Origin of the sequence: Pseudomonas sp. FH1 (assembly GCF_000510895.2) — a bacterium.
Classification (GTDB): Bacteria; Pseudomonadota; Gammaproteobacteria; order Pseudomonadales; family Pseudomonadaceae; genus Aquipseudomonas; species Aquipseudomonas azotoformans_A.
In genome coordinates this window covers 14,621-36,153 of the sequence record NZ_AOHM01000015.1, presented here as the reverse complement: position 1 = coordinate 36,153, position 21,533 = coordinate 14,621, and the positions used below count along the sequence as shown (strand labels likewise).

Annotated in this window: 21 protein-coding genes; 6 read left to right on the top strand and 15 right to left on the bottom strand. The window is 62.0% G+C overall.

The features are described 5' to 3' along the window. Positions 1–4: 4 nt before the first annotated feature. The 7 genes from H096_RS06325 to cpaB are packed head-to-tail and all read right to left on the bottom strand — an operon-like array spanning position 5 to position 7,146. On the bottom strand, positions 5–715 hold the full coding sequence (locus H096_RS06325) for a tetratricopeptide repeat protein (RefSeq protein ID WP_033897325.1): 711 nt from the start codon (positions 713–715) through the stop codon (positions 5–7). A 10-nt stretch (positions 716–725) separates the two neighbouring features. Beyond that, complete coding sequence (locus H096_RS06320; RefSeq protein WP_033897324.1) at positions 726–1,613, bottom strand: type II secretion system F family protein; 888 nt, start codon at positions 1,611–1,613, stop codon at positions 726–728. A 1-nt stretch (position 1,614) separates the two neighbouring features. Beyond that, a complete protein-coding gene (locus tag H096_RS06315) occupies positions 1,615–2,496 on the bottom strand; it encodes a type II secretion system F family protein (RefSeq protein ID WP_033897323.1) in 882 nt (293 codons plus the stop codon). Positions 2,497–2,506: 10 nt separating this feature from the next. Continuing rightward, a complete protein-coding gene (locus H096_RS06310) occupies positions 2,507–3,778 on the bottom strand; it encodes a CpaF family protein (protein ID WP_033897322.1) in 1,272 nt (423 codons plus the stop codon). After that, entirely contained in the window at positions 3,775–4,968 is a 1,194-nt protein-coding gene (locus H096_RS06305) for a pilus assembly protein (protein ID WP_033897321.1), read from the bottom strand. Before H096_RS06305 ends, H096_RS06310 begins: the two co-directional genes overlap by 4 nt. Then, complete coding sequence (locus tag H096_RS06300; RefSeq protein ID WP_033897320.1) at positions 4,965–6,182, bottom strand: type II and III secretion system protein family protein; 1,218 nt, start codon at positions 6,180–6,182, stop codon at positions 4,965–4,967. Before H096_RS06300 ends, H096_RS06305 begins: the two co-directional genes overlap by 4 nt. A gap of 19 nt (positions 6,183–6,201) precedes the next feature. Then, the gene (gene cpaB / locus H096_RS06295; protein WP_033897319.1) at positions 6,202–7,146 is read right to left on the bottom strand and encodes a Flp pilus assembly protein CpaB; all 945 of its coding nucleotides are present in this window, start codon (positions 7,144–7,146) and stop codon (positions 6,202–6,204) included. 331 nt (positions 7,147–7,477) lie between these two features. Here cpaB and H096_RS06290 point away from each other — a divergent pair, with 331 nt between their 5' ends. Beyond that, positions 7,478–7,675 carry a Flp family type IVb pilin gene (locus H096_RS06290; RefSeq protein ID WP_033897318.1) on the top strand — a complete coding sequence of 66 codons (198 nt, stop codon included), beginning with the start codon at positions 7,478–7,480 and terminating at the stop codon, positions 7,673–7,675. Between the two features lie 47 nt (positions 7,676–7,722). Further along, positions 7,723–8,121, top strand: coding sequence for a response regulator (locus tag H096_RS06285; RefSeq protein ID WP_016977027.1), 399 nt, complete (start codon positions 7,723–7,725; stop codon positions 8,119–8,121). Positions 8,122–8,153: 32 nt separating this feature from the next. Here H096_RS06285 and H096_RS06280 read toward each other — a convergent pair whose 3' ends face one another. The 4 genes from H096_RS06280 to H096_RS06265 all read right to left on the bottom strand — a co-directional run bounded on the left by H096_RS06280 (position 8,154) and on the right by H096_RS06265 (position 14,041). Continuing rightward, complete coding sequence (locus H096_RS06280; protein WP_033897317.1) at positions 8,154–9,836, bottom strand: POTRA domain-containing protein; 1,683 nt, start codon at positions 9,834–9,836, stop codon at positions 8,154–8,156. A 188-nt stretch (positions 9,837–10,024) separates the two neighbouring features. Further along, a complete protein-coding gene (locus tag H096_RS06275) occupies positions 10,025–11,545 on the bottom strand; it encodes a collagen-like triple helix repeat-containing protein (RefSeq protein WP_033897316.1) in 1,521 nt (506 codons plus the stop codon). Between the two features lie 301 nt (positions 11,546–11,846). Continuing rightward, on the bottom strand, positions 11,847–12,695 hold the full coding sequence (locus H096_RS06270; protein ID WP_033897315.1) for a MaoC/PaaZ C-terminal domain-containing protein: 849 nt from the start codon (positions 12,693–12,695) through the stop codon (positions 11,847–11,849). A gap of 2 nt (positions 12,696–12,697) precedes the next feature. After that, positions 12,698–14,041 (bottom strand): 3-oxoacyl-ACP reductase, encoded by a 1,344-nt coding sequence (locus H096_RS06265; RefSeq protein WP_033897314.1) that lies wholly within the window; start codon positions 14,039–14,041, stop codon positions 12,698–12,700. Between the two features lie 114 nt (positions 14,042–14,155). On the opposite strand from H096_RS06265, the gene H096_RS06260 reads away from it, so the two are divergent. Together H096_RS06260 and H096_RS06255 are read left to right on the top strand one after the other, a co-directional pair. Further along, positions 14,156–15,433, top strand: a complete 1,278-nt coding sequence (locus H096_RS06260) for an acetyl-CoA C-acetyltransferase (RefSeq protein ID WP_033897313.1) — start codon at positions 14,156–14,158, stop codon at positions 15,431–15,433. Positions 15,434–15,557: 124 nt separating this feature from the next. Then, positions 15,558–16,457, top strand: coding sequence for a PA4780 family RIO1-like protein kinase (locus tag H096_RS06255; RefSeq protein WP_016977033.1), 900 nt, complete (start codon positions 15,558–15,560; stop codon positions 16,455–16,457). Between the two features lie 106 nt (positions 16,458–16,563). Here H096_RS06255 and cueR read toward each other — a convergent pair whose 3' ends face one another. The 3 genes from cueR to H096_RS06240 form a co-directional block, all read right to left on the bottom strand. Then, a complete protein-coding gene (gene cueR / locus H096_RS06250; RefSeq protein ID WP_033897312.1) occupies positions 16,564–16,965 on the bottom strand; it encodes a Cu(I)-responsive transcriptional regulator in 402 nt (133 codons plus the stop codon). After that, on the bottom strand, positions 16,962–19,163 hold the full coding sequence (locus H096_RS06245; protein WP_033897311.1) for a heavy metal translocating P-type ATPase: 2,202 nt from the start codon (positions 19,161–19,163) through the stop codon (positions 16,962–16,964). Before H096_RS06245 ends, cueR begins: the two co-directional genes overlap by 4 nt. 66 nt (positions 19,164–19,229) lie before the next feature. After that, a complete protein-coding gene (locus H096_RS06240; RefSeq protein ID WP_016977036.1) occupies positions 19,230–19,610 on the bottom strand; it encodes a hypothetical protein in 381 nt (126 codons plus the stop codon). Between the two features lie 147 nt (positions 19,611–19,757). Here H096_RS06240 and H096_RS06235 point away from each other — a divergent pair, with 147 nt between their 5' ends. Both H096_RS06235 and H096_RS06230 read left to right on the top strand, forming a co-directional pair. Continuing rightward, positions 19,758–19,955, top strand: coding sequence for a cation transporter (locus H096_RS06235; protein ID WP_016977037.1), 198 nt, complete (start codon positions 19,758–19,760; stop codon positions 19,953–19,955). A gap of 85 nt (positions 19,956–20,040) precedes the next feature. Continuing rightward, positions 20,041–21,234: a Bcr/CflA family multidrug efflux MFS transporter gene (locus tag H096_RS06230; RefSeq protein WP_033897310.1), complete on the top strand. Its 1,194-nt coding sequence runs from the start codon at positions 20,041–20,043 to the stop codon at positions 21,232–21,234. Between the two features lie 8 nt (positions 21,235–21,242). Here the strand turns inward: H096_RS06230 and H096_RS06225 are convergent, their stop codons facing one another. Then, positions 21,243–21,425 (bottom strand): hypothetical protein, encoded by a 183-nt coding sequence (locus H096_RS06225; RefSeq protein ID WP_010213424.1) that lies wholly within the window; start codon positions 21,423–21,425, stop codon positions 21,243–21,245. Between the last annotated feature and the right edge of the window lie 108 nt (positions 21,426–21,533).

The window sequence follows — 21,533 nt, the reverse complement described above, 5'->3', positions numbered from 1 at the left end:
CTCCTTACTTGAGGCTCACCGGCAGGCCATCGCGGACTGTAGCGACTTTGCGCGCCGCCGTGCGGGCACCCTTGAGTTTTTCCGCACGGGCCTGGGCGTCCGTGACTTGCTCGCGGCTCAGGCCCAGCTGGCTGACCACTTTGGCCGCTTGCCCCCAGTCATCCTGATAGATCAACAGCGTTACCAGGTTGACGGCGGCCAACGGGTCGCCCTGCTTGAGTTCGATGGCGGTCATGAACTCAAAGCGAGCGTCTTCCACGCGCAATTGGTTGAGGTACACCACGCCCAAGTCATTGCGGATCTTTTCGTCGGTGGGCGCCAGCTGTGCCGCGCGTTGCAGGTGCGCCATGGCCAGTCCGTTGTCACCTTTGGCGACTGCCAACTGCCCCAGGCCGTGCTCGCCTTCGGCGGTCATGCAGGTGCCGAGCAGGCTGCGGTACAGCGGCTCGGCTTCACTGCGCCCGAGCAGGCGGTACGTGCGGGCCTTGCGCTGACGCACCTGAGGCAAGGCGTCGGGCAGGTTCTGCAGGTTCGCCAGGCTGGCGTGCAGCTTGCCTTCGTTGGCTAAATCATCGGACAGGTTGAGCGCCAGTTCCTGCTCCGAACTCGGCTTGGCGCAACTGCCCGGCGAGGTCAGCGCGGCCCAGGGCGATTGGCCGTTGGTGGCGCAGCCGCCGAGCATCAGCAAGGCCATGCCGGCAATCAGTACTTTCATCAACGTCTCCTCAAAAATGGACCAACGCACGGGCGATGCCGATAAAGGCCGGGCCGCCGAGCACGATCAGCAACGCGGGAAACAGGAACACCATCATCACCACCGACATCTTTGCCGACATCTTCGAGATGTATTCCTGCAGGCGGGTCAGGCGGCGGTCGTCGAGCAGTTGCTTGAGCGCCAGCAAGGACTTCATCGCGCCGCCGCCCTGCTGGATCAATTGTTGGAGAATGATGCAGGTGTCCGTGAATTCATCCACCTCCAGCAAACGCGCGGTCTTGCCCAGTTCTTCGCCCAGCTCCAGCCCGGAGTCGACCCGCGCCAGGATCAGGCGCAATTCATGGGTGAGGTGAGGGAGCAAGCGTTGGGCTTCGGTGCCCAGTACGCGTAATGATTGTTCAACTGCCATGCCCGATTCGAAGAGGATGCGCAGCAGCGGAATGAAGGTTGAGATTTCTTTGGCGATGGCCTGCTGACGATGCCTGGCGGCGGCGGCCAGCACGCGTTTAGGTAGCAGGTAGCCGATGCCCAGGCCAAACAGGGGCGCAATCCAGGCGGGGTCCATGTCAGGGAAAAAAATCTGCTGGCCGAGAAAAGTCAGGCCCAAGAGCACGATGGGCAAGCCGATCTGAAAGGCCGCAAACAACGAGCGTTGGCTGGCCTTGCGCCAACCGATGCGGTTGAGCAGTACCTGGGTCTCGTTGTCCAGGCTGACCGAGCGCTGCGCCAGGCTGCTTGCGCCGAGTTGACGCAACAGCGTACCGAACTTGGCATCGCCACCCATGCGCCCTTGCAGGCGTTCAGCGACCTGGCGATCACGCCGGCGGTTTTCGAGCAACTGGCCGCCCACCAAGACCAGGGCGGCGAGTAACAACAAGGCACAGGCCAGCAGGGCCATCTCAGACACTCCTCAGCATGCGCCACATGAGCAAGGTGCCGCTGATGTCCATGGCCAGCGCGCTGAACAGCATGATGCGCCCCGTGCCGTCGTTCCACATGGTCATCAGGTAATCGGGATTGACGATGATGAAGTAGCCCACGATCAGTATCGGCAGCCCGCCGAGCACGTAGGCGGTCATGCGGGTTTCGCCGGTCATGGCCTTGAGTTGACGGGCGCCCTGTTCCCGTTCGCGGATCATTTTGATCAGGTTTTCCAGCAGCTCACTGGCGTTGCCGCCATAACGGTGATTGACCTTCAGGCCGAGGGCGAACAGGCGGAATTCGTCCTGTTCGTAGAACTCGGCAAAGTCGCTGACCGAGTCCGGCAGGCTGACGCCCATGCGCACGTTGCGCTGCACACGGCCCATGGCTTCCTTGAGCGGGTTTTCAGTGCTCTCGACGCCACCCAATACGGCGTCGGCCAAGGTTCTGCCGGATTTGAGGCTGCGCACGCTGTGGTCGAGCAACTGCGGCAGTTGCTCGACCATACGCTGCACGCGGCGTTGATAACGCCAGCTGATGTACACCCGCAGGAACAGGGGCGGCCCTACGATCATCGCGACCAGGCCCAAGCCATCGGCCAGCAGCCAGCCCAACAATGCGCCGATCACCCAGGCGCTCACCCACAGGCCAAGGCGGTCGGTGGGTTTGCCCAACCCGGCACGCTGAAACATCCGCTCAAGGCCGGTCCACGTGGTGTTGACGTCCTGTGCTTCGGGCTGGCCCTGGCCGAGGCGTTCCAGTACGCGGTCGGTCTGGGCCTTGCGCAGGCCATGCTGAAGTTGCCAGAACGACAGGCCGATCAGCAGCAGGCAAACAAGCAACAACACCGGTCCTATCATCACGCGCTCCCTATGACTGCAAGGCCGACTCGCGGCGCAGTTTGTCGCCGGCCGGGTTGATAGCCTCGCGCAGGAAGCCGAAGCCGGTGCGCCGGTCCAGGCGGAACAGGGTGTTGGTGACATACACGTCTTCGCGCACGCCGACCACTTCCACCACTTCGCTGACGCAGCGACGGCCATCAGGCATGCGCGTCAATTGGATGATCACGTCCAGCGCAGCACAGATCATCTGGCGCAGGGTTTTTTCGGCGACCACACGGCCGGTCAAACCCACCAGGGTTTCCAGGCGCAGCAGGGCATCCTGGGCATTGTTGGCGTGCACGGTGCTCATGGAGCCGTCGTGGCCGGTGTTCATGGCGGTCATGACGTCGAGTACTTCCACGCCACGGATTTCCCCGAGGATGATGCGGTCCGGGCGCATCCGCAGGGCGTTGCGGATCAGGTCGCTGGAGCGCACTTCACCATGGCCCTCGGCGTTCGGCGGACGGGTTTCCAGGCGCACCACATGGGGATGGCCCAGTTGCAGTTCGGCGACGTCTTCGATGGTCACCAGGCGTTCATGGGGGTTGATCAACTGGCTGAGGATGTTCAGCAGTGTGGTCTTGCCGGTGCCGGTGCCGCCGCTGATCAAGATATTGCAGCGCTTGCCCACGGCCTCCTGGAAGAACTCGAAGATGCTTTGATCAATGGTCTGCATGGCGACCAGGTCGCTGCTCTTGAGCATGTCCTTGCGGAATTTTCGGATCGACAGGCACGGGCCATCCAGGGCAATCGGCGGGATGATCGCGTTGACCCGGCTGCCATCGGGCAAGCGCGCATCCACCATCGGTGAGGACTCATCCAGGCGCCGGCCCAGCGGCGCGAGGATGCGTTGCATCACACGCTCCACGTGGTGGTCGTCGATAAAGCGCAGGTCACTCTGGTGCAGCAGGCCATCGCGTTCGATAAACACACGGTGCGGCCCGTTGACCAGGATTTCCGTCACCGAGGGGTCACGCAGCAGCACTTCCAGCGGGCCGAAACCGGTGAGTTCGTCGACGATTTCTTCGGCCAGGCGCTCCATCTCATAACGCGAGATCGCCAGGCGCATGCGCGTGATGTATTCGGAGACCTTGTCGATGACAAACTGCGCCAGGGACTGGCGCGTGCCTTCGAGCAGGTTTTTACCCGACTCCTCGATGGCGTCGATGATGTAGCGGTGCAGCACCAGCTTCAGGCCATCGTGATCGCTGTTGCCACCGGCAGTGCGGGCCGGGCCGCCAAACAGTTTTTCGCCGTTCATCGTCCCGACCCCAGGATGCGTTCAAACCAGCGCATTGAAGGTTTTGCCAAGCCTTCGGATCGCTTCGCCAGGCGCTCGCCCAAGGTGCGCACGGCTTGGGTCAAGGGTTCACGCGGGGCCAGGGCAAACAGGGTCTGGCCTTGGTTTTTCACATTCAGGCGCAGTTCGGCGCTCAGGGGCAATACAGCGATGCACTCAAGGCCGAAGCTTTTTTCCAGGGCTTCGGTGTCGGGGGCGCACGCCTTGATATAGCGGTCCACCACCAGCTTGGCGTGATCGAGTTTCATGCCTTTTTCGCGCCAGCGGTTGAGTATCGCCAGGTTGCGGCGACAGTCCAGTACGCTCTGGTCGGTGCACCACAGCAGTTTGTCGCAGTGGCTGACAAAGGTGCGCAGGGCTTCGCTGTCGGGTTGCCCCGTGATGTTCACGACGATGTGCTGGAAATGTTGGCGCAGCGCACTGAGCAACATGAACAGTTCGGCGGCACTGGTGAGTTTGAGCGGTTCGTCACCGGTGGCGTAGGCCAGGATGCGCAAACCATCCAGGGCGGTGGTGAAGGCGCTGTTGATCAGGGTGGTGTCGAGGCGACGCAAATGCCGCAACGCATCACCGAAATTAAACGTGCTCTCCAGACCCAGCAAGGCCAGGCTGTCGCTGCGCGGCAGGCCGAGGTCGAGCAGCAGGGTTTGCTGCCCGCTTTTCTGTACGACCAGCGCCAGGTGGGTGGCCAACATTGCTCCATCGGCATTGCTCTGGGTGCCAAACAATACGGTCAGGCCGCCCAGCTGTGTGTTGGGCGTGACGGTGGGCAGGCGCTTGCTCAAGCGTCGCACCAGGCCCGCCACTTCACTGGATCGCGAACCGTAGGCGACGAAATCGCGGGCACCGGCGCGCATCGCATTCAGGACCAACTGGTTGTCCATGCCATCGCCCAGGGCGACCACGGCGAGCATCGGCTTGGCTTCCAGGGCGCCTTCAATGAGTGCGCTCTGGGCCACGACGTTTTCGCGGTCCAGGCCGACGAATACCAGGTTGGCGAAGGTCACGTCCACCAGCGCCAGCAGTTCGTCGAGGCTGCCGGTGCCGGCGCTGACGACTTGGCCCAGGGGCGCCAGGGCGCCCTGCAGCCACTCCATATCAGTGGTGTTGCGGGTGATGGCGAGAAAGGTCTGGCTCAGGCTATCGCTCATTGGGAAAGTCCACTGCGACGGTCGAAGTTGCCGTTTTCCAGGAAGAACAACCGATACCAGTTCGGATCATAGTTGCGCAGTTTTTCGCCCGGCAGGGAGGGCAGTTGCGCGTTGGCAGCCAGCGGTTGCACCAGATGCGGCGTGACGATCATCAGCAGTTCCTTCTCTTCGCGGCTGATGTTGGAGTCACGAAAAAATGCGCCAAGGATCGGGATATCGCCCAGCCCCGGAAACTTGCTGATGGTTGAGCGGTTATTGGTGCTGATCAGGCCGCTGATCACAAAGCTTTCGCCATCGGCCAGGGACACGCTGGTGTCGGTTCGACGGACCGTCAGGGCCGGCACCTGGATGCCTTCGATCTGTACCGCGTTGCTGTAGTCCAACTCGCTGACTTCCGGCGCCACCTTGAGGGTGATGCGGTTACGGTCAATCACTGTGGGGGTCAGGGTCAGGCGAATACCGAACTCTTTGTATTCGATGGAAATGGTGTCGCTGCCGGCACTGGGTACCGGCACTGGCACCTCGCCGCCAGCCAGAAAGGAGGCACTCTGGCCGCTCATGGCCACCAGGCTTGGCCGTGCCAGGGTGTAGGCAAAACCGCTGCGTTCCAGCGCGTTGATCATGGCTGAGACACGACCGCCGCCAAAACCGATATTGAAGTTGCTGCTGCTGATTGCCAGGGCCTGGGTGGTGGGCGTGGGGAACAGCAAGTTGGGGCTGCCGAAAAAAGCGTTCTTGGCGGTGCCGAGGATCGTGGTGCTGGCCTCTTTGAGCTTGGTACGACTGACCTCGACAAAGCGGATATCCGTCTGCACCTGGCTGGGCAACAGCGGATCGTCCGACGGCGACAGCGACAAGCTGGTCAAGGCCGACGTCGCCTTGCCTTTGACGAACACCATGCTTTGGCGCGGCGTGCTGGCGCAGGCGGTCCAGACCATCAGGCTGGTGGCGCCGGACGAGACACCGGTCAGCAGAAAATTGCGGTCACCATTGACCCGCACATCGGCGATTCTCGGGTCGCCGATGGCCAGGCGCGTAATTGCCACTGGCGATTGCAGCTCTTGTTGCAGGCCTTCTCCCACCTCGACCACGGCGGGCAACTGGCCCAAGGCGCTGCAGTTGCCCGGCGCCGCCACGGCCATGCCGACCGGCAGGCTCGACAGCATCAGGGCCCAGGCCAGTTGCGTGAACAGGGGTGCGTAGCGATGGCTCATTCAAGGCATCCTTGCTCGATCACGGAGTTTGTGGCGCCGCTTGGGCGCCGCGAATCACTTCAATGCCACGGCGTACGCCGGGTCCAGCGGTGGAGGTTTGGGCGACACGTTTGGGCGGGCCGACCAGGGCCAGTTGGGTGAATTGGTAGAGGTCGCGGTTGGCGCTTTCCAATCGCTCTGACGCATCGCTTTCGCCGGCCCAGTAGCGGCTGAGCAGTTGTTCCTCGGCGCTGCGCACGGCCAGGCGCAACACACCGGCTTGGGCCGCGAGCATCAGGCGGCTTAACAATGGCTCCGGCACGGCCAGCACCACGGTGCGTGCGCCGGCTCGGCGTTGGGCAGCTTGGACGCGTTCTTCAGGCGTGGCCGGAGGAGGAACCGCAGGTTTGCCATCGTTGGCCAGGCCCAATTGGTCACCGACGCTGAGCAGGCGCATGGCCGGAAGAACGATCTGCGCCGACTGTTCGGCGTTGCCCGCATCTTGGCGCAGGAACAGCAGCACATCCACGTAGTCGCCGGGCGTCAATTGACCTCCGGCGCCGCTCACTTCATCCACCGCTACGGCCAGGGCGCGCTCGTTCGGGCGGATCATGCGTGCGAGTGGGCCGCCGGCGCTGAAGCTTTCTTCGGTGAGCCACGTGCCCGCGCCCAGCGTACGCAGGGGCGTGCGGCCGATGGCCTGGTCGAGTTGGGTCAGGCTGCCGGCGGGTGCGGTGAGCAGTTTTTCGACGGCCAGGTCGGCGGCGGTCAACGGAGTAAAGGCGGACACGTCATGTACCAGCACGACCACCGGTTGGCGAGTCTGGTCTTCAACGGCAGCGACGGTGTTATCAACGGAAACGACAGGTGCGGCAGGGGCGGCTACAGGCTCCGGTGCGCGGCTTAAAACAAGCCCCCAGTACCCGGCGATCAAGGCCCCGATCAGCAGCAAGCCGGCCAGGACCATGCTGATGCGACTGTTCATGACGGCTCTCCCTTTCCCGTTGCACTGCACACCCGCTTAATCCGAATGGGTTAATCCGCAACCTGGCTGTGATGAACATCTAACGATTTGGCTATTTGAAGGTAGCTCAGCTAGGACGAAATGCCATTACCCCAGGAAAAATTTATCTGAACTATAAAAGCAGCCTTTCAGGGTGCGGGTTTATGGCGTCAACTTTACGACTAATACTTTGTGATTAATCCGTTATTACAGTTGTGAGGCTGAGGTTTGTTGACAATGCTCTAGTAGCACGCCGCGATCATCTGGTACTAGAGCCGTTCCGGCTTCCAGTGGCGTTTTAGGGAGAAGTCTTATGTTCCTTGACCTGGTGTTGAAGCTTTATATCCAAACGCAACTATTTTTCAGCCGCAAAGAGGGAGCCTCAGGTATTGAGTACGCCATTGTCGTCGCGTTGGTTGCGCTCGTTATTGTGGGGGCAGGGACAGGGCTGGGAACTAAGATTAAAAATATCTTCACCAATATGACCACTAATATGCCGACCGGGACCTGATTTAGCTGTGGTAGCCGTTATGATTATCCCTTCTTGAAGGTAATGCCATGAGCGCGTCCTCACGCCAGCAAATTCTATTGGTGGACGACGAAGAGGACGCCTTGATCGAACTCGCCGAATCCCTCGAAAACGAGGGATTTGTCTGTTTCACTGCAACTTCCGTCACCTTCGCCCTGCAAGAATTGACACTTCACCCGGACATCGCGCTGGTCATCACGGACCTGCGCATGCCCGAGGAAAGTGGCATTTCCTTGATCAAGCGCCTGCGCGAACACACCTCACGCTCACACCTGCCGGTGATTGTGATGTCGGGTCATGCGGAAATGGATGATGTAAGCGACATGCTGCGTCTGCAGGTGCTGGACCTGTTTCGCAAACCGATCTATCTGGTGCGGTTGATCGATACCTTGAACAACCTGTTTCCTCTCCCCAAAACCAGACTGTAGGCGCCGCTATCCCAGGCGCCTACAGGGTCCGGTTACAGCTGGTAGCTGAAACTCAACGAATACCGAGGCCGCCGATCGTAGCTGTCCAATGCCACGTCCGACATCGGCTTGGCGACTTCCAGCGCGATGTTGTAGTACTTGGCATCACCAAAACGCAGCCCCAGCGCCGCCGATGACAGGTCGTTGCCTTTGACCTGCACGTCGTTGAACCAGGTCTTGGCACGGTCGAACACCACGTAGGGTTGCAGAATCCTCACCCAGTCGCCGGCGCGGTTATAGCTGTAGTTGACCTCGTAGGCCAGGCCCCAGCCCTTGTCGCCGGTGCCCTGGTCATCCGGGTAGCCGCGGCCGAAGCTTTGCCCGCCGAAGGTGGCGCGTTCGCTGTCGGGCAAGTAATCGTTGCTCCAGTAGAGCGCGCCCGATAGCACGCCTTGCCAGTTATCGAACAGCTTGTTGCTCTGCACGCCGGACAGGCGCAGGCGGAAGAAGTCGAGGTCCTGCTTGAGGCCGCCGAAATCCGTGCGGGTCTTGGCGCCCAGACCATTGATACCTTGGTAGATGCCGCCGCTGATGATGCGCAACTGCGTGGTGTCGGCCTTGCGCCAGTCACCTTCGAATGCCAGGGCGCGCAGGTCTGTTTCCAGTTCAAAGCGTTGTGGGAAACCGTCGATCTTGTAGCGGTTGGTCTGGTCGACGGCGTAGAGGCGCGTGCCCAGGCTCAATGACTCGCTGGGCGAGGCGATAAAGGGGTGGCTGAGACCAATGGAGTAACGGTCGATTTCCTGGTGTGGCTTGAGTTCAAGGCCGTCGCCCAATTGCAGCCCGGTCTTGGGATCGGCGCGGTAGCGTTCGCCCGAGAGCGCAAGTTGGGTGCCCTCGGCGTTGATGAATTGGCTGTAGCTCGCTCGGTAGTAATGCTCTTTGTCTTCGCCCGGTGGGAACAGGCCGCTGACGCTCAGTTGTTCGCCCATGGACGTCCACGAGTTGCTGGTGGCGGTCAGCAGCGCTTGGGTGCCGCCGCGGTTGGCTTCATTGAGGCTCATGCTAGTGGTAAAGGGTTTGCGGCTGGCAGTGACCTGCATATGCGTGCCGCCATCGGTGGTGTTGGGTGGCGGCACCAGGGCTTGCACGGTGAGGCCAGGGATGGCGCTCATCAGCGTGGTGTAGCGTTCGAAGGTCTTGCGTGTAAGCGGGCGCTCGGCCTTGAGTTTTTCCGCCAGCTTGTCGATGTAGGACGAGACCGAACCGGTGTCGCCTTGCACTTGGTAATCGCGGATATAACCCTCTACCAACACCACTTGTACCAGGCCGCCTTCGAAGCGTTGTTCCGGCAGATAGGCATAGGACAGCAGATAGCCGTCCTCTTGGTAGCGGCGGGTAATGCTGCGGGTGGCTTCGATCAGTTGCGCCAGGTTGGTTTCATGGCCAATCAGCGGCTCGAAAACCTGGGCGACTTCCTTGAGCGGGTACACCGTGCCGCCGTCGATCTGCAGTTTGCGGATGGTCACTTTGGTATCCATCAGCAGCGGTTGCCCGGCGGTCGCCGCTGGCACCGGAACCTGGGTCGGTGTGGCGGCTGGTCGGTAGGCGTCGGCGGGCAGGTTGGGCACGGGCAGGTTGCGGATGGTGTCGTTGCTGTTGAGGAAACTGGGTAGGGTATCGGCGTGGGCGTAAGCACTGAGGGTGAGCAACAACAACGGCGTCAAAGCGCGCATAGGACACTCCATGGTCAAAATTGCTGCAGCGTTTCGCAGATTCCCGCCGGGCTCTGGGGGCGCGGTTCGGGGGACTTTCAGGGGTCGATCACTGACCCATAAAAAAAGACGAGAGACTTAGTGGGGTCTCTCGTCTCAACCAAGCGTAGGCGCTGTAGGTGAGGCCGTCTAATCGGCCAGGTGCAATTCTATTTTTTGCCAGTCAGGCCACCCAACAGCCCGCCCAGAAGACCACCGTTCGCATTGGCGCCTGCCGAGGCACCGGCACCCACATTCAGGCCACCACCGAGCAGGCCGCCGCCGGTGTTGGTGCCGCCGGTGACCAGGCCGCCAATCGATGCCACGGTGCCACCCACTGCGGTCACGGTGCCGCCCAAGGCGTTGGTGACCGGGTTGGCATTGGTGCCGCTGATTTTGCCACCGAGGCTGCTGACGGCGCCGCCGACATTCGTGACCAGGCCGTTGACCGGGCCACCCAGGCCGGTGGCATTGCCGACGTTTTGGGTCAGGCTCTGCACGCCGCTGGTGACGGGGTTGAGTGCGTTGCCGATCGGGCCGGTCAGCCCGGCTACCGGTGCGCCTGCCGCCGTGTTCGGTGTGCCGCTGCCGCCCAGGAGAGTGCCCAGCGAGGCGACGGTGGTGCCGGCTTTGACGCCGGTCACGCCGGTCGCGCTGACCACGCCATTGGTGCTGCCCGCATCCAGGCCGCTGCCAGCGCCTGCGATGATGCCGCCGATGAGTTCAGGCAAGCCCAGCTGGTTAGTGCCGCCGCCGGTCCCACCGCCGGTCCCACCGCCGCTGCCGCCACCATTGCTATCTGCATCCGGGTCGACATAACCACTGGCCTTGCCGACCACGGTGCCGACACCATTGAGCACGTCGCCCACGGCTCCGGTCACAGGGTTGCCGGTGCCGCCTGCGCCAGCGACTTTATCGCCGAGGCCGTCGACGGTATCGCCGACTTTTTGCAGCAGGCCGCCCACGGGCTTGTCGAGACCGGTGGCGGTGCCGACTTTACCGGTGGTGTTTTCCACCAGGGAGACCACCGGCACCAACACTTTCGCGCCTACGGTGTTGGTGACCGAACCGAGTGGGCCGGTGGTGCTGGCGGTGCTGAGGGTGTCGCCGAGCATGGTGACGGCATTGCCGACCTTGCCCACCACATTGCCGACGACCGGTGCAGCGCCGCCGACTACAGGCACGTTGCCCAGCAGGGTGGCGACGTTAGTACCGGTGACGGTCACGCCATCGCCCAGGTCGGAAACCCCGTTGGCCACGCCAGCGACGGTTTTGCCCAGTGCATTGCTGTCAGTGCCCAGCGAACCCAGGCCGTCTGAAAGGCCGGTGCCGATGCTGCCGACGGCGTTGCCGGTCGCGTTGACCAGGCCACCGGCAGTGGCGCCCACGATTGGCAGGCTGCCAAGGGTGGTGCCCAGGCTGCGGACGGTGCCGCCGAGGCCGGTCACGGTATCGCCGACGGTGTCGACCACCGTGGCGGTGACCAATGGCGTCGAGCCGCCGCCGGGGTTGGTGCCAGGGTCGGTGCCGCCACCGGTACCACCACCCGTACCGCCGCCTGCGCCAGCGCCGGCATCGGAAGATCCACCACTGTGATGCCCACCGCCACCGCTGCTGCAGCCGCCGAGTGCCAGTGCTACTGCCAGGGCCAGCGCGGTACTTGCTTTCCAAAACACGACTTGAGTTTTCATGATTGAGTTCCTTGCACCTGTACAACCTTGGTTGTCTTCAAACACTCGCTATTTCTGGGGATAGCGATATGTTTGTCCGTGTGGCTATAACAGCCCCGGCGGTGCGTTCGCTCAATGCTCTACTTGGTATTAACGATTTATATACGGCGCGGGTGTACCGTTTAAGTAACTAATACCAAGGATGTATGGCGAGGATGTATCAAGATATATATGTGTTAATTATCAATGACTTGAATAGAAAAGCGGACTTTAAAAAGTCCGCTATAACTTAGGGTATATATATACAATTAATCGAGTTATTTCAGGCGATCGGCCGCCACTTGCCTACCATATGTTCAATATCGCCCGCGCCTTTCAACCACAACTCACCGCTGGAACCCGCGGCGCTGGCCAATAACGTCACTTCACCGGGCAGGCGCACGGGTTTTCTGAACTCGACGCTGATCTCGATATTGGCGGTGGGCAAGTGTTCGCCAAGGGCTGCGAGGGTGTGCGCCTTGTTCCACAACCCGTGGGCGATGGCCTGGGGGAAACCGAACAGCTTGGCGGTGATGGCACTGAGGTGAATCGGGTTGTAGTCGCCGGCAACCCGTGCATAACGGCGGCCGATATCGGCGGGGGCTTTCCAGCGGGTCAGTTCGCTGACCTGGGTAGGGGAGGGTTGGGCGTCATCTTCGGGTTCGCCTTCCAGCTTTACGCCCCGGCACAGCATGCGGCTTTCGGCTTCCCATAGCAGACCGAGTGAGTCCTCGACGGTGGTGATCAGATCGAAGATTGCGCCTTTGGGGTGGGGCCTGAGGTTTTGCGCGTGGACAGCGATGGACAACTCACTGACACCCCCCAGCGGGCGATGAATGCGGATGCGGTTACTCAGGTGAATCAACCCCAGCAACGGGAAGGGAAATTTTTTGTCGGTGAGCAGTTGCATCTGTAACCCGAAGGCCAGGATATGCGGATAGGTCGCCGGCAGGATCGGGCTCTCCGCAAAACCGCAGACCTTGCGATACGCCGCCACCTGCTTGGGATCGATGCTCACCCGGCAGCGCAACCCCTGCTCGGGCAGTGTGTTGCCGGTGATCTTGCGTTTGAGTGCCGCGCGCCAATACAGCGGCGGCAGGAATGGCGTAGTGCCTAGCGTCTTCCATTGCATGTTTATGCTCCCAAGAGGCTTTGCCCACACACCCGCAACGCTTGCCCGGTGACCGCACCGGAGCCCGGTTGGCCGAGCCACGCCACTGCTTCGGCGACGTCCTGCGGCAGGCCGCCCTGGCCCAGCGAACTCATGCGCCGCCCGGCTTCACGCAAGGCGAATGGAATATGCGCAGTCATCTGGGTTTCGATAAAGCCGGGGGCCACCGCATTGATGCTGATGCCGCGCGCCTTGAGCTGCGGTGCCCAGGCCTGCGCAAGACCGATCAATCCCGCTTTGCTCGCGGCGTAATTGGTCTGCCCACGGTTACCGGCAATGCCGCTGATCGACGCCAGTAACACCACGCGGGCGTTGTCATGCAGGGTGCCGCTGTCGAGCAGCGCCTGGGTCAGCACTTGGGGTGCATTGAGATTGACCGCCAGCACCGCATCCCAGTATTCCGGGGTCATGTTGGCCAGGGTTTTGTCACGGGTGATGCCGGCGTTGTGCACCAGGATGTCGAGGCCATCGGGCAGGTGTTCGATCAATTGGCTGGCGGCATCTGCGGCGCAGATATCCAGCGCGACCGTGCGTGCGCCCAGGCGCGCAGCCAAGGCTTCGAGGTCGGCCTTGGCCTGGGGCACGTCGAGCAGGATCACTTCGGCGCCGTCGCGGGCCAGGGTTTCGGCGATGGAGGCACCGATGCCTCGGGCAGCACCGGTGACCAGCGCCTTGCGCCCGGCCAGGGGCCGCGTCCAGTCCTCGACAGGTGTGGCGCAAGCTTCCAGGCGAATGACCTGGCCGGAGATATACGCGCTCTTGGGCGAGAGGAAGAAGCGCAACGCCCCTTCCAATTGATCCTCGGCACCGTCGCCCACGTAGAGCAATTGCAACACGCCGCCATTGCGCAGTTCCTTGGCCAGCGAACGGCTGAACCCTTCAAGGGCGCGCTGGGCACTGGCGGCGAAGGGATCGCTGAGGCTTTCCGGCGCGCGGCCGAGGATCACCAAGTGCGCGCTGTTATCCAGGTTTTTCAGCAGCGGCTGGAAGAATTCGCGCAGCTGTTTGAGTTGATCGGTGTGTTGCAACTCGCTGGCGTCGAACACCACGGCCTTGAGCTTGGGACCGTGACCGGGGATCCACGTCGACGTCTCGGTGCCGTAGGTATAAATCGCGTCGGTAAGCTTGTGGGCAAACGCCTGTACGTTGCTCGCCAGCGCGCCGCCGCCCAGCAGCAATGCACCTTCCACCGGACGCAGGCGCCCGGCTTGCCAGCGTTCCAGGCGTACCGGTGACGGCAGGCCAAGGGCGGCGACCAGGCGATGGCCTAGGCTTGAGTTGGCGAAGTCGATATAACGGTCAGACATGGAACGCTCTCCGAAGGCTGGGGTTCAAAGGGTTGACCACCCCGGGGTGGCACTCGTTCGATTGAGCCTAGGCTAGGCTGAATGATTCCACCCATAACCATAAGGGAGCTTTCCATGACTCAATTGCGCCGTGTGGCGATCATCGGCGGTAACCGCATTCCGTTTGCCCGCTCCAATGGCCCTTATGCCACGGCGAGCAACCAGGCGATGCTGACCGCCGCCCTGGAAGGCCTGATCGAACGCTACAACCTGCACGGCTTGCGCATGGGCGAGGTGGCCGCTGGCGCCGTGCTCAAACATTCCCGCGACTTCAACCTCACCCGTGAATGCGTGCTCGGTTCGCGCCTGTCGCCGCAAACCCCGGCCTATGACATCCAGCAGGCGTGCGGCACCGGTCTGGAAGCGGCGTTGCTGGTGGCCAACAAGATTGCGCTGGGCCAGATCGAATGCGGGATTGCCGGTGGGGTGGACACGACGTCTGATGCGCCCATTGGAGTCAATGAAGGCCTGCGCAAGATCCTGTTGCAAGCCAACCGCAGCAAATCCGTGTCAGATAAATTAAAAGTCCTGTTACAACTTCGTCCCCATCACCTCAAGCCGGAACTGCCGCGCAACGGCGAACCCCGTACCGGTTTGTCCATGGGCCAGCACTGCGAATTGATGGCGCAAACCTGGCAGATCCCCCGCGCCGAGCAGGACCAACTCGCCCTGGAAAGCCACCAGAAAATGGCCGCTGCCTACGCCGAAGGCTGGCACAACGATTTGCTCACCCCGTTTCTAGGCTTGACCCGCGACAACAACCTGCGCCCCGACCTGACTCTGGAAAAACTCGCCGCCCTCAAGCCGGCTTTTGAGCGCAGCGAAAAGGGTACGCTCACCGCCGGTAACTCCACGCCGCTCACCGATGGCGCCTCGCTGGTGCTCTTGGGCAGTGAAGCCTGGGCCAAGGAGCGCGGCTTGCCGATCCTCGCGTACTTGCGCGATGGCGAAGCGGCGGCAGTGGATTTCGTCAACGGTGCCGAAGGCCTGCTGATGGCGCCGGTGTATGCGGTGCCACGCTTGCTGGCGAGGAACGGTCTGACGTTGCAGGACTTCGATTACTACGAGATCCACGAAGCTTTCGCTGCCCAAGTGTTGTGCACGCTCAAGGCCTGGGAAGATGCGGACTACTGCAAGACACGCCTGGGTCTTGATGCCCCCCTGGGTGCCATCGACCGCAGCCGGCTCAATGTAAAGGGCAGCTCCCTGGCCGCCGGACACCCGTTTGCCGCCACGGGTGGACGTATCGTTGCCAATCTGGCCAAGTTGCTGGATGCGGCGGGCAAGGGCCGCGGGCTGATATCCATCTGTGCGGCAGGCGGGCAGGGCGTTACGGCGATCATTGAACGCTGAAACTGGCCTATTGGTTGCATTCTTGAGTGATCAACGGTCGGTAGCCCCTCCCACCGACGCGCTGATTGCCGTATAACGAGTGCCATACGCGTATTTGGTAATAAAGGACCCACAATAAAAGCTGATGAAGACTCCTAAACGCATTGAACCCCTGATCGAAGACGGTCTGGTCGACGAAGTGCTGCGCCCACTCATGAGTGGTAAAGAAGCAGCTGTTTATGTGGTGCGCTGCGGCAACGAATTGCGTTGCGCCAAGGTTTACAAGGAGGCGAACAAACGAAGTTTTCGTCAGGCGTCCGAATACCAGGAAGGCCGTAAGGTCCGTAACAGCCGGCAGGCCCGGGCCATGGCCAAGGGCTCCAAGTTCGGCAAGAAAGAGACCGAAGATGCTTGGCAGAACGCCGAAGTGGCGGCGCTGTTCCGCCTGGCCGGTGCGGGCGTTCGCGTGCCCCAGCCGTTCGACTTTCTCGAAGGCGTGCTGCTGATGGAGTTGGTGGCCGACGAGTACGGCGATGCGGCGCCGCGTCTGAACGACGTCACGCTGGAACCGGACCAGGCGCGCGAATACCACGCCTTCCTGATTTCCCAGATCGTGTTGATGCTGTGTACCGGCCTGGTGCACGGTGACCTGTCCGAGTTCAACGTGCTGCTCACGCCGACCGGCCCGGTGATCATCGACCTGCCCCAGGCGGTGGATGCGGCGGGCAATAACCACGCCTTCAGCATGCTGGAGCGCGATGTGGGCAACATGGCGTCCTACTTCGGGCGCTTTGCCCCGGAGCTGAAGAAGACCAAGTACGCCAAGGAAATGTGGGCGCTGTATGAAGCTGGCACCCTGCACCCGGCCAGTGTCTTGACCGGTGAGTTTGACGAGCCGGAAGAACTGGCGGATGTCGGCGGCGTGATCCGCGAGATCGAAGCGGCGCGGTTGGACGAGGAGCGTCGCCAGGCGATCCGCGCAGCGGATGATGCGCCACCGAGCAAGGTGCCGGACGAGCCACCGCCACCGCCGTGGATGCAGTGATCTTTGGGTAGATGAAGATCAAAGCTGTGGGAGCGGGCTTGTTGTGGCGAGGGAGCAAGCTCCCTCGCCACAAGCCAGCTCCTACAGTTGTTTTGTGTACGCCTGGTCAGGCGCAACAGCTCCCGGCAGCCAACTCCTTGAGAATCGGACAATCCGGCCGATGATCGCCCTGGCAGTGTTCCACCAGGTCCTGCAAGGTATCGCGCAGTTGCCCCAGTTCCAGAATCTTCTGGTTCAGCTCATCGATATGCTGGCGCGCCAAGGCTTTTACGTCGGCGCTGGCCCGTTGCCGGTCCTGCCACAGGGTCAGCAGCTTGCCGACTTCCTCCAGTGAAAACCCCAGGTCCCGCGAACGCTTGATAAACGCCAGGGTGTGCAAGTCATCCTGCCCGTATACGCGATAGCCGCTGTCGGTACGATGCGCGGCTTTGAGCAGGCCGATGGATTCGTAGTAGCGAATCATCTTGGCACTCAACCCACTCTGGCGCGCGGCTTGGCCGATGTTCATGGGCGCTGATCCTCCAGGTTCTTGGGCTTCCACGTCTTCAACAGTAACGCATTACTCACTACGCTGACGCTAGACAGGGCCATCGCCGCGCCGGCCAGCACCGGGTTGAGCAGGCCGAATGCCGCCAGGGGAATGCCGATCAGGTTATACACAAAGGCCCAGAACAGGTTCTGGCGGATCTTGGCGTAGGTCTTGCGGCTGATCTCCAGCGCGGCCGGTACCAGGCGCGGATCGCCGCGCATCAGGGTGATGCCGGCGGCGTGCATCGCCACGTCGGTGCCGCCGCCCATGGCGATGCCGATATCGGCAGCGGCCAGGGCCGGGGCGTCGTTGATGCCGTCACCGACCATGGCAACCACGCCGGTTTTTTTCAACTCGGCGACGGTGGCGGCTTTGTCGGCGGGCAGTACTTCGGCGTGCACGTCGTCGATACCCAACGCCTCGGCCACCACGCGGGCGCTGCCGCGATTGTCACCGGTGAGCAAATGGCTGCTGATGTGCTGGGCCTTGAGTTGCTCCACCGCTTCCAACGCGCCGGGTTTGAGCGTGTCGCCAAGGGCGAACAGCCCCAGCACTCGGGATTGTGGGCCTTGCTCGATCAGCCAGGACAAGGTGCGGCCTTCTGCCTCCCAAGCCTTGGCTGATTCGGCCAACCCGCCTGCGTTCAAGCCGCTTTCTTCCAGCAGGCGACGATTGCCCAGGGCCAGTTGCAGACCCTCCAGCGTGCCGGCGATGCCGCGTCCGGTCAGGGATTGGCTGGCCGTTACGTCAGCCACCTTCAGCCCTTTTTCATCACAGGCATCCAGCACGGCTTTGGCCAGCGGGTGTTCACTGCCCCGTTGCAATGCGCCGGCTTGCTGCAGCAGCAAGGTCTCGTTTCCATCCACGGCTGCCAGGTGCGCAATTTTTGGCGTGCCGGAGGTGAGGGTGCCGGTCTTGTCGAAAACCACCGCGCTCACTTCATGGGCGCGTTCCAGGGCTTCTGCGTCCTTGATCAAAATGCCGTGGCGCGCGGCAACACCGGTGCCGGCCATGATGGCGGTTGGCGTCGCCAGGCCCAGGGCGCAAGGGCAGGCGATCACCAACACGGCGACGGCATTGATGATCGCGGTCTCCAGGGGCGCGCCATACAGCCACCAGCCCACCAACGTCATCAACGCCAGCACCAGCACGGCCGGAACGAATACCTGGCTGACTTTATCCACCAGTTTCTGGATCGGTGCCTTGGCGGCCTGGGCGTCTTCCACTAGGCGGATGATCCGCGCCAACACGCTTTCGGCACCGAGGGCCAGGGTGCGCACGAGCAGGCGACCTTCGCCATTGATGGCGCCACCGGTAACCTGATCGCCGGGTTGTTTCGGTACGGGCAGGCTCTCGCCACTGATCAGGGCTTCGTCGGCATGGCTTTGGCCCTCGACGACTTCACCGTCCACCGGGAAGCGTTCACCGGGTTTTACCAGCACCAGATCATTGAGTTTCAGGGCATTGATGGCGACATCTTCTTCACGGCCTTCAATCACCCGAATCGCCCGCTCCGGACGCAAGGCTTCCAGGGCGCGGATAGCGCTGGCGGTCTGGCGCTTGGCGCGGCTCTCCAGGTATTTACCGAGCAGCACCAGGGCGATCACTACCGCCGAGGCTTCGAAGTACAGGTGCGGCGCCATGCCAGGGTGCGCCGTGAGCCATTCATAAATACTCAGGCCGTAACCGGCGCTGGTGCCGATCGCCACCAGCAGGTCCATATTGCCAGCACCGGCACGCACGGCTTTCCAGGCGGCGATATAAAAGCGCGCGCCAAAGATGAATTGCACGGGGGTGGCCAGCGCGAACTGCACCCAGGCGGGCAGCATCCAGTGCAGGCCGAACGGCTCCACCAGCATCGGCAGCACCAGCGGCAGTGCCAGCAGGATCGCCAGCAGCAGCGACCAACGATCGCGGTGCAGACGCTGGGCTTGATTGGCGTCGGTGGCGGTTTCGCTTTGGGGCAGGGTGGCGGTGTAGCCGGCTTTGTCGACGGCGGCGATCAACACGCCGGGGTCCATCTGGCCGAGTACTTCGATATGGGCGCGCTCATTGGCCAGGTTGACGCTGACGCTTTGCACCCCCGGCACCTTGCCCAGCGCACGCTCGACCCGGCCGGCACAGCTGGCGCAGGTCATGCCGCTGATGGGCAGGTCAAAGGTGGTGGATCCATTCATGGGGCAGTCCTCCAAGAGAAGTTGCCCCTAGGATCAACCTTGACCTGTGGGGAAGGTCAAGCGCCTTCAGTATTCCAGTTTGGCGGCTTTGAGGTACATCCCATCCGGGCCCTGGGCAATGCGCAATTTGCGCACATCACCGGCCTTGAGCGTGATGTTCTGCGCCGGTGGCGCCAGCATCCCCGGCAGGCAGCCAGGGGATTGGCCCGGCAGCAGCTTCAGGCGCAACGACAGATTACCCGCCGGCAAGTTGAATGACGTAGCCTGCTCCTGGAACAGCCGGCCCGCCAGCTGGTCATTCAGGTACAGGCCGATTTCGCAGTTGGTCGGCACTTCCAGGCGTTCCCGGGAAATGATCAGCACCGCATAGTCTTCTGCGGCGAAGGCTTGGGGCGCAGCGGCCGATAAGCTCATCAGGCCCGCAAGGGCAAAAAACGACCAGCGCATGGCGAATGCTCCGTGGTGTGAATCAAAGATGGATGAAGCTTGGCCTTAGAAGCGGCCAAATACCAGCCCGGCAGAAGGTTTCAGAACTTGACCTTGCCATCGTGGCAAGGTCGAGACTGGGTTCAACCTCATCAAAGGAGTCATGTCATGCAAGTATTCAGCGTTGAAGGAATGACCTGCGGCCATTGCGTTCGAGCGGTGACCCAGGCCGTGCAGAGCCAGGACCCGGCGGCCAGCGTGAAGGTCGACCTGGCGGCCAAGGAAGTGGGCGTCGAAAGCCGTTTGTCTGCCGAGCAAGTGATCGAGGCGATCACCGAAGAGGGCTACAGCGCCAAGCTTGCCTGATACGGGTAAATAGTTAGCGAGCTATCGTGTTCAATGCACCCAAGCGCGGCTAGACTATCGGGCTGCCGTCTCACTTGGGTGCCCGATGAACCTTCGCATAATCCTGATTCTGGGTGCCTTGAGCGCCTTCGCGCCGTTGGCGATCGACTTTTACCTGCCCGGCTTCCCGGCCATGGCCAAGGCTTTCGCGACCGATGAAAAACACATCCAGCTGACCCTGGCGGTGTATTTCGCTGGCCTGGCCATCGGCCAATTGATCTACGGCCCACTGGCTGACCGCTTTGGTCGACGCGGCCCGCTGCTCAGTGGTGTCACGCTGTTTACCCTGGCTTCATTTGCCTGCGCCTTTGCGCCGTCCCTGGAGTGGCTGATCGCTGCGCGTTTTGTGCAAGCCCTCGGCGGCTGCGCGGGCATGGTGATTTCCCGTGCGGTGGTCAGCGACAAATGCGACGCGGTAGGCTCGGCCAAGGTGTTTTCCCAGTTGATGCTGGTCACCGGCCTGGCGCCGATCCTCGCACCGCTGGCCGGTGGTTTGATGGTGGGCATATGGGGCTGGCAGTCGATTTTCCTCGCCCTGTCGATCTTCAGCGTGATGGCGGCCATCGCCGTGGCCGTCGGGCTGCCGGAAACCTTCCCGGCCCATCAGCCGCGCCAGCCGTTATCAGGGTCGCTGCGTCGTTATGCGGCGCTGCTGTCGGACCGGGTTTACCTCGGCTATGCCCTCACCGGTGGTATCTCGATTGCCGGGATGTTTGCCTACATCGCCGGTTCACCTTTCGTGTTTATCCAACTCTATGGCGTGCCAGCCGAGCATTACGGCTGGCTGTTCGGCTCCAACGCTGCGGGCTTTATCCTGGTGGCGCAGGTCAATGCGCGGTTGCTGTCCAAGCGTGGCCCGGCGTTCCTGTTGTCGCGCAGCGTTTGGGTCTATCTGCTGGCCGCGTTGAGCTTGCTGGGTATTGCGGCGCTGCGCACTGACGCGTTGTGGCCATTGCTGGTGCCGCTGTTTATTTGCATTGCCAGCCTGGGCTGCATTTTGCCGAATACCTCGGCTTGTGCCATGAGCGGGCAGGGTGCACGGGCGGGTAGCGCTTCGGCGTTGCTCGGTTGCATTCAGTTTGGCGTGGCGGCGGGGGCGGCGTCGTTGGTCGGGGTTTTGCACGACGGCACGGCGATGCCGATGGCGATGGTCATCAGCCTGTGCGGTGTGTTGGCGGTGACGATTGCGATGTCGACCCAGCGCCTGCAACGCAAACGGGCCTTGCAGGCGCAGGTCTGAACAGCGGATCAGCCAGCGGCAGAGCGTTGCTGGCTGTTCGGAAAACGGTGAGGGGCCTGGATACGGGCTTGCAGGGTGTCGGCAAAGGCACGGGCCTCGGCCTCGGTGCGGAAGGTGAAGGCGTCCTGGTCGAGACGGACCTGCCATTTATTGCCTGCGGATTTTGCTAACGCTTTTATCAGGATTTTCATTGCTGACTTCCTCACGTAAAAGAATCGTGGCAAAGGCGGCCAATATAAACCCGAATACGCTCACAAAGATGACAAAGGCCAACTCTCTGACTAGCGGTGTCGTCCATT